This window comes from Helicobacter bilis (assembly GCF_001999985.1).
Taxonomy (GTDB): Bacteria; Campylobacterota; Campylobacteria; order Campylobacterales; family Helicobacteraceae; genus Helicobacter_A; species Helicobacter_A rappini.
This window is the reverse complement of record NZ_CP019645.1, coordinates 2,056,440-2,067,835: the sequence shown is the minus strand read 5'-3', so window position 1 is coordinate 2,067,835 and position 11,396 is coordinate 2,056,440. Positions and strand designations below refer to the sequence as shown.

Here is an 11,396-nt window from a genome sequence, read left to right as displayed (position 1 = left end):
ATCCAGCATAACATTACTATTGAATACATCATTATTTGCATGTAGTAAATCATTGCTTGCTTGCAATATAGCACACTGGTGCCTTGTCTTGTAGTCGTTTTTAGTGTTATCAGTGCTTAAAACTTCATTAAACACTTCATTTTTAGCTAATTTGTCTATATTGTGTAAATTGCAATGATTGCTACACTCACACAGAATATACAGAATGTGATTATTGCAATAATTGTGTATTGTTGCTTAGCGTATCACGCCGTTTTATAGTTAGCAATTTTTGAATATTGTTATAAAAAGCCTTGTTAGCAAATATCAAATATCTTAACACATTTTAATATAAATTATGGCAAAAATATAAGAGACAATCAATAAAGCATGTGGCAAATAAAAACAAGACAATAAAAAAAATTTCTCATGGAAATTTTACATAATCAAGTAAGGTATTACGAGGCTTACAAAGTTATCAATATGTTTTTAAGCATATCGTATAAGGCTTTTTTGCTTTGTATGCCAATCCGTGTAATATATAAAATAAAAGTTTTTTAACGACTGGACAACATTGCAAACACTTCTATCAATCAAAAAAAGACAAATCAAGCATATAGGTAACAATATTATAAAAATTTGCTGGTTTGTTCTTCCTTTTAAATCAATATCTCTTTATTTTTTTACCCTTATTAATCCTTATTTGCTTTTAGCTTTGACTATTTAGATAACAGCATTAAGCACATAAATATAGCATAAGTAATAATATGTCTCATATATAAACTATCCTTAGTCATTAAATCTAACTTGCCTTTACACTTATAAAATGCTTGTCTTGCAATATTGTATTTTATGCAAATATTACTCACACTATCATTACAAGCTATACAATCAATCAAAGCATTAGCAAGTATGTTATTATTGTTTACTTTGTGACTTTGTATAGCTTTGCTTGGTGTTATTGTGCTTTGCAATGTTTGCATACGGAGCCACACATAAAAGCATATTAAAGCCTTTGCAAACACGCAACACGCTTAATAACTCCGGCATGTAGTAGCCTTGATTAATGTTGGGGTAAAAATCATCTATGGCAGTGATATATTTTTTAGCAAAGAAATTTTCTAACTCACCACTTAAAGCTTGTTTCAAATAAAGTTCCTTTAAAGATATATCATCGTTAATATCAAGTTTCCTTGCATACCATTCTACAAATTGCCTATAAAATTCCTTACTCTCTTTTAATTGTGATTCAGGTAACTCTTGCAACTCTTTTGGAGTATCTTTTGAAACATTTTGTGTTGCAGTAATATCCTTTTTCTCTTTTTCTTTTTGCCTTAAATACACCATATAATCAAGTAATCCGCTATCATTATATTGTATAAAATATTGTTCTATCGTATTATTCTTAGCCTTTTCAGTTAAACTCTTTCTAATATAATTAGCATTAAAATCATTAAATTTTCTATCTTGTATATACCACTCAATAAACTCTTTATAGTATTGTAATTTATCTTGTTGTTCTTGTTTCTGTTTAAATTCCTCTTGTTTTTTTACCATATAAGTATCTATTTTATCTTTCAATTCATTCTTATCATTTTCACTCATTTGATAATCTTTGTTATCTAAATAAGTAACAAGTGTCATAAACTCTTTGTGATAATAATTCAATGTTTTGAGGCTATACTTACTCCATTCATTTTCATTTGTAAGAATACTTTCATAATGTAAGATTTTTTCATTAATGATTTTATCTAGCACAATACTATTTTCTTTAAGCGTATTAAAATAATTCTCATAAATCTTAGAATCTGTAAGAGCGTATTTATCCATATTATGCAAACTTCTCATTTTTTTATCTAAATTCTTACAAGCATGGATAAGACTAAAGCTATTTGTATGTATATTAAAATGCTTTAATAAAAGATTATCAAATTGTTGTTGCATTGATAAATGTATCTCTAATGCTTTTTGTTCCTCTCGTATTTGATTTTGTATATTCCTAGCAATATCTAATTGAGATTTTGTAGCACCTCTTTTATGTTTAAGTATAAAATCTAAATATCTCTCTTTAGCTTTAGTAACTAATGCTTTATCATCTGTATCTTTTGAAAATTCTTGCCTATGGTATCTTGCTTCTCTCTCTACTTCTCTAATATGTTTATCAATAGAATTATAATCTTTAGATAATAATCTTTTTTCATGGCGTTTTGCTTTTATAGTTTTACTTATCTCTTTAATCTGTTTTAATGCAAAAAACATAACAGATTTATCAGGGTATTGTGGAATACTATCAAACAAAGCCCCTATTGCTTTTTTATCCTTTTTATTTGAAGTTAGAATCTTTTCTACTTCTTTTAAAACCTTTGATTTTTCTGCATAAAAATATAACTCTTTTGATTTTATATCATCAATTATATTTTGTAACTCATCTCTTTGCTTTTGTAAATCTTTTAAATCATCATTTAATATATCAGTCTTTTTACTTATATTATCTCTTTTTTTAAGTAATCTATCTCTATCTTTATCTAATTGTTCTATCGTATCTTTATAGTAATCATTATGCCCTATGGTATCTAAAAAACTAGATTTACTTAATATACTTTCTCTCTCAACTCTTTGTGCGTTAGAATAATATAAACCATGAAAATTTAGAGCTATTGCAAAATCATTTTTAATATCAGTAAAAAAATCTCTAATATCACTTTTTTCTTTAAAATGAAGTTTCTTATGTGTAATCATGTTTCTTTTATTAACTACTACATGTATATGCGGATTATTTTGATGAGTATGCAAAACTTGTATATATTTATGTGCGTAAAAATGCTTATCCATTACAGCTTTAACACTCTCTTGTAAAGCTTTAATATTCCTATCAGTTAATTCCTCATTAATAGAGAAGCATAAATGCCAACTATCTTTAGAATTTTTATTAGTGCCAAAATCATTTTTCCAATCACTCATTATTTCTTTAAGAGAAACAGAATTACCAAGTTCATCAATAGCATAACTTGAATCAGAGTGTCTAATAACATAGCTAATAGCATTATATGTCCCTCTTTTATCTAAATTAGAGAGTGTTTTTACAACAACTTGCCTTGAATGTCTAGCAGGACGCCTTACAAAAAATAAATAACTATCCTTAGCTTTTTCGTGTGGAATTTTAGGGTATCTTTTTTGTATTCTAGTATCTTTATCCTCCCAAAAAACATATTTATCTTTTTGCATATCCTCAAATGCTTTAAAGATTAAATCAAATTGTTTATATGGATTATAAGACATTGAAATTATTCCCTAACCTAAAATAAATTAGAATGAGAGCCAACATCGACACAAACAAGCACTAAAATATCATCACATTTTTGATAAATCAAAAGCAAGTCAGGTTTAATATGGCATTCATTTAAACCGCTATATTTACCTTGCAACTTATGCACCCTATATTTCGATTCTAAAACTTCATTATTAGCTAATCTTACAATGATATTTTCTATCAATTCCAAATCATTCTTTTGAAATTTTTTAATGGACTTTTTATAAGCCTTAGAATGTATAATGCTATACCGAGCCATAACCCAACTTATTCCTTAAAAATATCAGCGTGCATGTCTTGCGGATTATCATAAGATTTTAACTTGCCTTTCTTATATAACTCTATTGCTTCATTAGCTTCATTTAACCAATTATCTAATGTGCTAGGATTATGAGTGCAATCATGCAAAACATCTATCGTTGCATTAGAATCTAAATCTAGCACAGCCCTAATAGCCTTTATCGTTTTTGCATTCGCATTTTCTATCAACAAAGTCATATAAAACTCCATAAACACAGCATTAAATTCAAATATACCCATTATAACAAAATAAGAGTAAGTTTTAACACAATATTTTAGTCAGTAGTAGTGGCAGGATAACCATTTTGTATATACAAATATAGGGGGAAACTTCGTGTGGTAGGGCATTCAAGCTATATATGTTTTTTATCATATTTTTTTGTGATAGAAAGCAAATAGAATAAGAAAAATATCTTATACAAGCAATATGTTTTGATACAAGTAAAATCTATATACACGCAATATTTACTTTCTAAACTTGAAATATGAAAATCACTTCATACACGCTAAATGTATTCATACAAGCAAATGACACTCAATACAAGAAAAATTTTTAGATACATGCTTTAAATATTTGCGTGGGAAGTAAAACTACTCAATATGCAAGCAATAATCTTTGATACAAGTTATATAATCTATACCAGCAAATTTTTTGATACAAGCCTAATTTATTCAAATATGCAAGTTCTATCTTTGATACATGTAATATCATAAAAACATACAAGTAAAATTCACATTCATACATGCAATATTTTTGATACAAGAAACATAGATTTTTGTTGATATTTTTTGATTAATTTTGCATGTAATTTTTTCTTGCATATAAAAACATATATAAAGAAATATATAATTTTTTCAAAAAAATAGCTACTTTTTAATCAAAAAATACACGCAAAATTAATTTTTTTCATACCAGCAAACTCCCTTATACAAGTAGTTTCATCACTTAAAAAATAATGGTAACAAAATATATAAAAATAATCTCTGTTTTTTATGATAGCTTTTAATAGTAGTTTTTGAATTTTTACCAAAGGATATAACATGTTAAAAAATGTTAAAAATGTGATAGCAAAAATCAAGTCTAGCACAAAAAGAAATCTTGCCATACTCTTTTGTTTTTTACTATGCACCCCCATTGCATTTGCAGATTTAGGAAATCTAAAAGACAAGGTAACACAAGAGATGGCAATATTTGTGCGGGATTAAAGCTAGATGGTATAAGTTATGCAGGTGCTACGCAAGATAATGAGCTAGAATTAGCACAAACAAGAATGCGATTTTTTAATAGATTAGATCAGGATATGTCCAGCAACTAAAAGATATTATGATGTATGAAAAGCAATTAGAACAAATGGGGATTGACTTGGGTGCAATTAATAGTATGCTAGACTCACTCAAAGGAGGTTGGGACGACTTAACAAATATGGCAGAAAATTTAGGGAATCTCAATAACTTAGAGAATGTGTTTAGTTCAGCAAAATCACAATGTGAGAGTCTAAAAAGCTTAAATCAAAACTTTGCAAATTTTATAAGCGAAACTTCAAAGGAATTAAAAGGCGTTTTAAAAGAAAATGCAGAAGCCCAAGCATGTTTAGAAGCATTAAGCAATATGCAATACATGGAAACAATTACTAGAGATATGACAACAGAAGCACAACAAGCCTTAATCAATGGCAACAAAGAACAATATATAGAAAAAATGAAACAAGTGCATGAGTTTAGGCAACAAGCAACAAATAGAAAGGTAGATAGGCAATTAGACGCCATTCAAAAAGTCAATAGGACATATTCACAATATTCAACAGGGCAAAAATCAAAAAAGAAAGCCCTAGACAATCAAATGAAAGATATTCAAAAATCCATGAGAACAATCGCAGGTAAAACAGAAAAAGAGAAAATAGAATTAGGATTAGAGTTACAGCAAACAATGCTTAATGTTATGTTGCAACAATATGACTTAATGCAAAATACAAGTGCAATGCTTGCAACAATATTTGAAGTCAATTCACAAAAACCTATCGATGAAAACAATAAACCACAAAAAAAGCTAAAGAGTGATTTTTATAACAAGCTAGATAAAACAAAAGATTATGATAAAGACCCTTTAGGATTACCAAAATTTAAAGCTAAGAAAGACTAAAGGATAAACAATGTTAGAATCAGCATGGAACTCATTTAAAGGTGCAGTAGTTGATATGGTATTATATTTTGCACCAGAATTGCAAATAATCATAGTGTTAGCTTTATTACTTTTCTTAATAGCTTCAGGCGGAGCAACAGGCTTTATAGTTAGATTTATTGTAAAACATTTATTGAAATAGGGAACATATAAAATGGCAAGTGTATATAGTCAAGTCGTAGGACTTATGGATAAAGTATTAAGCGGAGTGCAAGCAAATATATATGGATACGCACAAATGGTATGGAATAATGCCTTATCTCAAGTTTTATTAGCAGTATGTGCGTGTGTTTATGTATATCTAAAAATAGCAGGTGGATCTTAATAGCTTCAGGCGGAGCAACAGGCTTTATAGTTAGATTTATTGTAAAACATTTATTGAAATAGGGAACATATAAAAATGGCAAGTGTATATAGTCAAGTCGTAGGGCTTATGGATAAAGTATTAAGTGGAGTGCAAGCAAATATATATGGATACGCACAAATGGTATGGAATAATGCCTTATCTCAAGTTTTATTAGCAGTATGTGCGTGTGTTTATGTATATCTAAAAATAGCAGGTGGAAATGAATGGAGTAGGAATGACTTTAAGCAGATAGGTATATGGCTAATAATCTATGTATTTTTAACTGCAATATTTGCAGATTATAATAATTATTTAGGTTTTATAGGAGTCGTAGAATTACCCATAGAATACTTGTATCAAGGTATTAAAAATGGGGGAGGAACAACGCTAAATTTAGATAAAGGAATAGATGGGGCAATAGCTTTTATAGGACAATTATTTGATGGATTTAAATTTGAAACTGAAAATATAGGTAGTTTCATAATAAAAATGATTATAGGGGTATTAGCCTCATTTGTTTTATTTATATTTGTAATCTTTTTAATGATTTTTACAATATTAATTAAATTTATGAGTTCATTAATTTTAGGATTATGTCCTTTATTCATTCCATGCTTAATCATAAAACAATTTAGAGGGTATTTTTTCAGTTGGCTAAAACTTTATGCAGGTATTGCATTGCAAGCACCATTTGTATTTTTAGTAGGAGGGGTTATTTTTAATGGTGCATTATCATTTACGAATCATGATACAAATATGGACGCTTCTGCAACAGAAACATGTATGGCGATGATAACACCAATAGTTGTAACTTTGATAGGTATTGCCGCACTTGCTAAGATTCCAACATGGACTCAACAAATAATAGGAAGTGGAGATGGTAGTCATAGCACAGGACTTACAGCAATGGCACAAACAGCAGGAGCAATGGGAAGCAAGGCATTAGGAAAAACAATGGAGGGCAAGGCAAAAGGAGCAAGCTTAGGCAGAGCGGCACTTGCAGGTATAGCTTCAATGATACCTGTGGGTGGAGAACATTTAGCCAATAAAATACTAGGAGGAGGCAATAAACCTAATCCACAACCTGATAATAAAGATGATAAGAAAAGTGATGATGGGAAAATGGAAGCAAAAGCTACACCGCACCAACCAAAACCAAAAAAATAAAACAACAAAGTATTCTTACAGCTTTATAGTGTTTTAAAATAAGGCTATAAGATTAAATTAAAGGGCTAAAAACAGATTCAAATAAACTACAAGCCAAGTTGCTTTTTTATTTTTTCAGCTTGCTCTTGCATTTCTTTATCTTTTTTAATTTTTTCATCATTTGCTTTTCTTTCATCATCTGTATATAAATCTAACTCATATTCTATATTAGTATTTTCATAGCCACCAAACTTATTTTGTAAATTAATTTTATCAGCACTAGCACAAGGCTTATCATCTTTTATAGGACACCAAATTTGAACGCCATAAAATTTACCTTTTTCTTTTTCAACAACAAAAGTAACAAAAGCTTCATCAACACCAAACATTTCAATCATTTTAGAATCCTTATAATCAGCCTTATTGCCTATAATAGATTTTCTATAATTATGATTAGGTTTTAAAATATAACCAAATTGTTTAGCAACACCTACAAAAGATACAGGGTCATATATTTTAGAATTAGGATACATCTCTTTAACTCTTTCTAATGCCCTTTTTTCTATATCCATATCAGCTACAAACTCTTTATAATCATTACCGCCACCACATGCAATAAATACACTAGCTAAAGCACCACAAATCAACAATTTACCAAAGTTTTTAAAACTCATCTTTATCCTTTATGTTTAGAATTGAAACATAATTATACATTAATATATATATATATATTAAAATATATAAAATTTTATATAAAAAAGAAAAATTTATAATTTTTAGGATATAATGCAGAAAGTAATTAAAAGAGAGTTAATTGACACACTACAATATATGAAAATACCGCACAATCGCAAATTCGTAGATTCTAGATCTAGCGATTGCTCTACAAAGGAAAGCAGAGCATCTGATGGAGACTAGACATAAGATATTTTACTTACAGCCAAAATGACAATAAATCTAGATTCTAATAGCTATTATGGTATGGCGGACATATCATGGTTGTAGATTTTTAAGAATCTAGCCCTAGAGATTATAAACCAAAGGCGATAAAATAAGATTATAAAAAAGTAGGAAAGGTTATGGATAGATTGGAGAATGATTTATTTAGAGAAAATATCAAGATAGCACCGCTTAGTTTAAGAATTGGTGCGTATTTGATTGATATGATTCTATTAAGTCTTGTTATTACGCTATTTTTTTCACAAGCACAGCAAGAAAGATTAGTGCTTGCAAAAGAGACGATTGAAAAAACTTATAGTTTGCCAAACACGCAAACAACGCTAAATAGCACGACAGATAATAGCAAAATACTAGAAGATATGCGTAAAACTTCAAAAGAAGCCTTTGAGATACTATTGCTTTATATGGCGATATACATTGGACTAGAGATTGTGTATTACTTCTTCTTTGTGTATTATTATGGGGCGACTTTAGGACAGATTATATTGCGTATAAGGGTTGTGGATATTTATCGTTTTGATAAGCCAAGTTTGCATGTAAGCATGAAAAGAGCGATAATAAAATGTATCTTTGGGGCAGTGCTTTATGTTGGGTTCATTGTGGCGTTTGTGGATAGATTCTATCGTGCATTACATGATAAAATGAGTCATACCATCGTGGTTACGGCATAGAGTTTCTTATGTATTATATTGCCTTTAAGATTCATAAAAAAAATGTGATATTCCTAAAATGGATTCTGTCTGTATTGCTTTTTTTTCATTTTGTCTATGGAGTAGAACAGCTTACAGATATACAAACTTCACAGAATCAAAATAGCGCAACACTCTTTTATGATTCTAAAGAGCAACAAGTATTGCCGACATTTTCAGGCATTAAAAAAGAAGATTCTAAAGACATAAAACAAACTATGAGTGAGAGTGAAAAGAGAGAAAATGAAAAGGGCTTGCAAACAGGCGTAAGCAAAAAGGACACAGATTTTTCAAAACTTTTTGAGCTTTTAGGTGAAGAGATAGAGCATTATGACAATTATATGGTTGTGCGTGGTAATGCGATATTGAAAAATAAAGAAGCCTATATCATCGCTGATGAGATTATCTATAATCCCGAGCTAAAACAAGCTAGATTAATGGGTAATGTCCGCATTTATAAAGGCGACACACTCTCTGTGATTGCAAAACAGGCGACAGTTTATCTCAATAGTGATTTTAGCATTATCAGACCCTTTTACATACAGGACACAGATACAGGCATTTGGACTCATGCAGAGAGTGCTAGCTCTCAAAAGTCAATCTATCGCTTTGCAGATTCTATGGTTTCAGGTTGTTCTTTTGTAAGTCCTGCATGGCGTATTGATTCAAGCAAAGGGGCGTATGATAAGGAAAAAAATACACTTGCTTTATGGAATCCTAGAATCTACATTGGCGATGTGCCGGTATTTTATCTGCCTTACCTTAAAGTCTCACTTGAGAATAAACGCACAAGTGGTATTTTATACCCAACTTTAGGTAGCTCAAGCACTGATGGCTTTACCTATATTCAGCCCTATTATGTAGCATTGCAAAACTTCTGGGATATGACTATTAGCCCACAGGTAAGGACTTCAAGGGGTGGTGGTGCAAATTTTGAGTTTAGAGCTATTGATAGCAGTAACGATAAATATATCTTGCATTTCAAGTATTTCTACAATAACGATGAATATATGCAAAAGCTAAATCTACTCAATCAGCATGTTTATGGTTTTGATTTCAAGCATAGCAAAAGAAATGTGATTCAAAAATATTTTGGTGCTAAAACTAAGCTTGATAATGCTATGTTTTTTGACTTAGCATTTATGAATGACATTGATTATATGCGACTTGATGATGTGAGATATTTTCTCAATCAAACCTCATATATCTCAAAAGCAAATCTTTACGCTCAAACAAATAATCACTATTTTGGTTTAAATCTACGCTATTATCTAAACCTTTACACACAAAATAACTCAACGACATTTCAGAATCTCCCAAATATTCAATATCATAAATACATGGGATCTTTATTTATAAAAGAATTGTTGTATTCGCTTGATTATAAGATGCAGTATGCACATAGAACTACTGGCTACTCATATTTATCAAATGAGCTTTCCATTCCCATTGGTATGCAGTTTTCATTTCTCAATAAATACTTTTCTATTGGAGCATGGCTTAATGTCTTTGCGGGGAATACCTATGCTACAAATACAAAAGATACTATAATCTATACCGCCCCAAATACTTCTATCGCTATGCAAGAGAATATGGGTAATTACGCAAATCTTAATTACAAAATCTCTGTAAATAGCGATATTGGGCGAAGATATGGGAACTTTTTCCACTCTATGCAAACCGCAGTTTTATTTAATGCCCCAGTTGATAGAGTGGTATTTACAAATGGGATCTTAAGTCCAGAGATTCTAAAAACCTATACGCAATTACCCGTTGGTGTGCTTGATGCAATACAAAATGGTGCAAATATTTGGAATCCACAAAATTTTGGCAATATCTATCAAATGATAAGGCGGCTTGACCTTAGCATGTCAAACTATATCTATAATCGTAATGGCGCTGAAATCTTTTATTGGAAGCTTAGTCAGTCCTTTAACTTTGATGATACAATCTCACCTTTGCGTATCCCTATGGAAAATAAATTTGGCACGACGCCACTTCCGGGGTTAAGCTTAAATCTTAGCCTTTTTTACTCATGGTTTTATAGTAATTTTACTGAAATAGGGGTAAATGCCTCATATACAAAAGGGGCGTATGCAGCAAGTATTTCTTACTTCTTAAAACGAGATGATGCGGCATGGAGTATTGATCCTACCACACTTACTTATAAGCCCATAGACTCGTCAAATTATTTGAGTGCTTCACTGCGTGGAGATTTAGGCTATTTTGGATTAGTAGCAGATTTAGGTTATGACTTTAGGACGCAAAATATCGTTAATGTAGGCGTTGGTGTCTATAAAGATATTAAATGCTTTGGGATTGGACTAAAGGCTGGGAGCAATAGGACGCCTATGCTATCACAAGGTAATACAATCAGTGTAATTGATAATATCTATGTGAAAGCAGAATTTAGATTCGTGCCTTTGACAACCTTTGGTTATACTTACAGACTACGACCAGTTATAGAGCAGCAAAACAGATAGATTC

Annotated in this window: 12 protein-coding genes; 8 read left to right on the top strand and 4 right to left on the bottom strand. The window is 30.3% G+C overall.

Annotation, left to right across the window (positions count from 1 at the left end):
• Positions 1–897: 897 nt before the first annotated feature.
• The 3 genes from XJ32_RS09405 to XJ32_RS09395 are packed head-to-tail and all read right to left on the bottom strand — an operon-like array spanning position 898 to position 3,787.
• On the bottom strand, positions 898–3,258 hold the full coding sequence (locus XJ32_RS09405) for a relaxase/mobilization nuclease domain-containing protein (RefSeq protein ID WP_254422349.1): 2,361 nt from the start codon (positions 3,256–3,258) through the stop codon (positions 898–900).
• Between the two features lie 17 nt (positions 3,259–3,275).
• Positions 3,276–3,548 carry a type II toxin-antitoxin system YafQ family toxin gene (locus XJ32_RS09400; RefSeq protein WP_077389297.1) on the bottom strand — a complete coding sequence of 91 codons (273 nt, stop codon included), beginning with the start codon at positions 3,546–3,548 and terminating at the stop codon, positions 3,276–3,278.
• An 8-nt stretch (positions 3,549–3,556) separates the two neighbouring features.
• On the bottom strand, positions 3,557–3,787 hold the full coding sequence (locus tag XJ32_RS09395; RefSeq protein WP_077389295.1) for a hypothetical protein: 231 nt from the start codon (positions 3,785–3,787) through the stop codon (positions 3,557–3,559).
• Between the two features lie 843 nt (positions 3,788–4,630).
• Between XJ32_RS09395 and XJ32_RS12045 the strand changes: the two genes are divergently transcribed.
• The 5 genes from XJ32_RS12045 to XJ32_RS09385 all read left to right on the top strand — a co-directional run bounded on the left by XJ32_RS12045 (position 4,631) and on the right by XJ32_RS09385 (position 7,281).
• Positions 4,631–4,795, top strand: a complete 165-nt coding sequence (locus tag XJ32_RS12045; RefSeq protein ID WP_155761511.1) for a hypothetical protein — start codon at positions 4,631–4,633, stop codon at positions 4,793–4,795.
• Positions 4,796–4,913: 118 nt separating this feature from the next.
• Positions 4,914–5,729: a hypothetical protein gene (locus tag XJ32_RS09390; protein WP_155761510.1), complete on the top strand. Its 816-nt coding sequence runs from the start codon at positions 4,914–4,916 to the stop codon at positions 5,727–5,729.
• Positions 5,730–5,739: 10 nt separating this feature from the next.
• The gene (locus XJ32_RS12040) at positions 5,740–5,910 is read left to right on the top strand and encodes a hypothetical protein (RefSeq protein WP_155761509.1); all 171 of its coding nucleotides are present in this window, start codon (positions 5,740–5,742) and stop codon (positions 5,908–5,910) included.
• A gap of 12 nt (positions 5,911–5,922) precedes the next feature.
• Positions 5,923–6,093, top strand: coding sequence for a hypothetical protein (locus tag XJ32_RS12035; RefSeq protein WP_155761508.1), 171 nt, complete (start codon positions 5,923–5,925; stop codon positions 6,091–6,093).
• 75 nt (positions 6,094–6,168) lie between these two features.
• On the top strand, positions 6,169–7,281 hold the full coding sequence (locus XJ32_RS09385; RefSeq protein ID WP_077389292.1) for a type IV secretion system protein: 1,113 nt from the start codon (positions 6,169–6,171) through the stop codon (positions 7,279–7,281).
• A gap of 86 nt (positions 7,282–7,367) precedes the next feature.
• On the opposite strand, the gene XJ32_RS09380 is transcribed toward XJ32_RS09385, so the two are convergent.
• Entirely contained in the window at positions 7,368–7,934 is a 567-nt protein-coding gene (locus XJ32_RS09380; RefSeq protein WP_077389290.1) for a hypothetical protein, read from the bottom strand.
• A gap of 112 nt (positions 7,935–8,046) precedes the next feature.
• On the opposite strand from XJ32_RS09380, the gene XJ32_RS13235 reads away from it, so the two are divergent.
• The 3 genes from XJ32_RS13235 (at position 8,047) to XJ32_RS09370 (ending at position 11,392) form a co-directional block, all read left to right on the top strand.
• Positions 8,047–8,178 (top strand): hypothetical protein, encoded by a 132-nt coding sequence (locus XJ32_RS13235; protein ID WP_302475932.1) that lies wholly within the window; start codon positions 8,047–8,049, stop codon positions 8,176–8,178.
• 161 nt (positions 8,179–8,339) lie between these two features.
• A complete protein-coding gene (locus XJ32_RS09375) occupies positions 8,340–8,891 on the top strand; it encodes an RDD family protein (protein ID WP_077389288.1) in 552 nt (183 codons plus the stop codon).
• 8 nt (positions 8,892–8,899) lie between these two features.
• Positions 8,900–11,392 (top strand): LPS-assembly protein LptD, encoded by a 2,493-nt coding sequence (locus XJ32_RS09370; protein WP_254422348.1) that lies wholly within the window; start codon positions 8,900–8,902, stop codon positions 11,390–11,392.
• Positions 11,393–11,396 lie beyond the last annotated feature (4 nt).

Bases quoted from the DNA above. Each gene is read 5' to 3' on its own strand.
- XJ32_RS09405 (WP_254422349.1), bottom strand. From the start codon at position 3,258: ATGTCTTATAATCCATATAAACAATTTGATTTAATCTTTAAAGCATTT.
- XJ32_RS09400 (WP_077389297.1), bottom strand. From the start codon at position 3,548: ATGGCTCGGTATAGCATTATACATTCTAAGGCTTATAAAAAGTCCATT.
- XJ32_RS09395 (WP_077389295.1), bottom strand. From the start codon at position 3,787: ATGACTTTGTTGATAGAAAATGCGAATGCAAAAACGATAAAGGCTATT.
- XJ32_RS12045 (WP_155761511.1), top strand. From the start codon at position 4,631: ATGTTAAAAAATGTTAAAAATGTGATAGCAAAAATCAAGTCTAGCACA.
- XJ32_RS09390 (WP_155761510.1), top strand. From the start codon at position 4,914: ATGATGTATGAAAAGCAATTAGAACAAATGGGGATTGACTTGGGTGCA.
- XJ32_RS12040 (WP_155761509.1), top strand. From the start codon at position 5,740: ATGTTAGAATCAGCATGGAACTCATTTAAAGGTGCAGTAGTTGATATG.
- XJ32_RS12035 (WP_155761508.1), top strand. From the start codon at position 5,923: ATGGCAAGTGTATATAGTCAAGTCGTAGGACTTATGGATAAAGTATTA.
- XJ32_RS09385 (WP_077389292.1), top strand. From the start codon at position 6,169: ATGGCAAGTGTATATAGTCAAGTCGTAGGGCTTATGGATAAAGTATTA.
- XJ32_RS09380 (WP_077389290.1), bottom strand. From the start codon at position 7,934: ATGAGTTTTAAAAACTTTGGTAAATTGTTGATTTGTGGTGCTTTAGCT.
- XJ32_RS13235 (WP_302475932.1), top strand. From the start codon at position 8,047: ATGCAGAAAGTAATTAAAAGAGAGTTAATTGACACACTACAATATATG.
- XJ32_RS09375 (WP_077389288.1), top strand. From the start codon at position 8,340: ATGGATAGATTGGAGAATGATTTATTTAGAGAAAATATCAAGATAGCA.
- XJ32_RS09370 (WP_254422348.1), top strand. From the start codon at position 8,900: ATGTATTATATTGCCTTTAAGATTCATAAAAAAAATGTGATATTCCTA.